The following is a 2,157-nucleotide window of genomic DNA, read 5'->3' as shown; positions in this document are numbered from 1 at the left end:
AAGATTTAGAATACTAAGTGAACGCTATCGAAATAGACGGAAAAGATTCGGTTTACGCATTAACTTAATCGCTGCACTGGTAAACCGGATGAACTTGCAATAACGACTTTCGCAAGAGATCTATTATTTAATAAAACTCAATTATTTAAACAATCTCACATTTAAACAACAAGTCGATAATAACGCTCCTGAGGCCGATAACATCTTCTTACTTGCAGAAATACTTTTCGAACCTATCACGCCTACAAATAATTATCGATTAGAACAAGACAGTATAAAAATTTATAAGCTTTCTCATAGAGTTGATACCCTATCACAGAGTATCAACAGCACATATTACGAGAAATATATATTAAACAAATAATAGACCTCTTGCGAAAGTATAGTTTTATCTAATTTTTGAATTGGCTAAAGCCTCATAAAATATAGCTTTTGGCTGCTTAAAATGTGACTAACGCAAGAAGTCTAATATTATTTCATTACGACATCAATTTCACTTACTTTTATTTCATTATTATGATGCAATAAAAACACATTAAATAATCGCTCAGACAAAAAACCAAATATTCTTTTTTGATATGAATTATAAGAAGAAATATCTAATTCTTTTTCAAGCTCAAATAAAATTTTAAACATCCAATTACAGTATTTGTCTAACCAAATTTTATGCATGACAAACATATTGAATAAAGATATTCCTTTAATCGAATTACTCAAACAATCAAATGCCTTAATATATTCAGGACTATTCTTCTCAATTATTTGACGTAATAAAATAAAGTCAGCCAGATAGTGATCTTTTTCATAATGTTCTTTAACGCTAATAGCTTTTTTTGAAAATCGTAATCCAAAAAATTTTTTAACTTTAAAGAACTGATTTCTCTTTGCGACCCAAATATGATTTTCAGCTAATTGGCTAATATCATTTGTTGTTAGTAGCTCACCTTGTTGATTCACAAAATAACGTCGATAGTGTACTAATCCTAATATTTTTGCCTCAGAATTTTTCCACATCCAATACAAAGCTGTTAATTCACAAAATGAAGCGTTAAGGTGAGATATATGATCTCCAGTATTATCACCGATAATACCTAGATCTAATAATGAGTTTTCCTTTCCCACATGAATCGGAATATAAGGCTCTATACATGGAAAATAATATGCTTTGTGCGTTGCGATGTAGACCTCATATTTCATCAGGAAATACCCTCCTGATGGTAAAAACTTTCAATCAGTTTTCCTTGTACGATATCTTTAAGCATTTTTTTTGACAAATCTAAAGCCTCTCTTATTGTTACATCCATATCCATATAACGATAAGTTGCTAAACGTCCTGCAAATGTTACTCCTCGCTCATCCCGAGCAAGCTTTATATATTCATCTAAGATTTTTTTGTCATCAACCAATCTAATAGGATAATAAGGAATATCTTTTTCTGTGCATGCTCGACTATATTCTTTAAAATAAATAGTTCGATGATGTTCTTCCCAAGGTGTAAAGTGCTTGTGCTCTGAAATACGTGTAAATGGAACCTCTTCATTTCCATAATTCATTACTGCAGTACCTTGAAAATCTCCTTCCGCCTCAAACTTAATAAAATCTAGAGTTCTATAACCTAAATGACCTTTTTTGTAATCAAACCACTCATCAAGCTTGCCCGTCCAAATGATATGATCAAATTCATTTTTTAATAAAGCATCGAATTTTGTAGTAAGTTTAATAGCAATATTTTCATGCGATAAAATATTTTGCACTAAATAAGTATAACCATCTCGAGGCATACCCTGATATTTATGTGAAAAGTAATTATCATCATAATTAAAACGAATAGGCAAACGCTTTAGAATACTGGCAGGCAAACTACTCGGTTCACATCCCCATTGTTTTTTAGTATAACCTTTAAAAAAAGACTCATATAAATCTTTACCAATAAACTTTAAAGCTTGCTCCTCAAAGTTTTTTGGTTCTTGAATATCATCTGATGCAATTGATTTAATCCAATCCTTTGCCTCTTGAGGGTTCATACTTTTTTTCTTTGTACACGACAAAAAAAGATAACTCATTGAAATAATGGCATAATACTTGTTTTCTGACGACGAATATGATGACACATTTCAATGAGTTACATCTCATCTTAAACAAATATCTAAAGTGGAA

The 2,157-nt window shown here is 30.7% G+C and carries 2 protein-coding genes and 1 pseudogene; 1 reads left to right on the top strand and 2 read right to left on the bottom strand.

Features of this window, described 5'->3' with window-relative positions; all coding sequences use genetic code 11:
- A pseudogene (locus FTV09_RS17510) lies at positions 1–103 on the top strand (IS5/IS1182 family transposase); the annotation flags it as partial.
- Positions 104–471: 368 nt separating this feature from the next.
- On the opposite strand, the gene FTV09_RS17505 reads toward FTV09_RS17510, so the two are convergent.
- Positions 472–1,197, bottom strand: coding sequence for a DUF4422 domain-containing protein (locus FTV09_RS17505; protein ID WP_257222939.1), 726 nt, complete (start codon positions 1,195–1,197; stop codon positions 472–474).
- A complete protein-coding gene (locus tag FTV09_RS17500; protein WP_257222938.1) occupies positions 1,197–2,024 on the bottom strand; it encodes a UDP-galactopyranose mutase in 828 nt (275 codons plus the stop codon). The genes FTV09_RS17505 and FTV09_RS17500 overlap by 1 nt, the downstream gene beginning before the upstream one ends.
- Positions 2,025–2,157: the final 133 nt, after the last annotated feature.

Source organism: Acinetobacter sp. YH12227, assembly GCF_013417785.1.
Taxonomy (GTDB): domain Bacteria; phylum Pseudomonadota; class Gammaproteobacteria; order Pseudomonadales; family Moraxellaceae; genus Acinetobacter; species Acinetobacter gandensis.
This window is presented reverse-complemented; position numbering and strand designations above follow the sequence as displayed.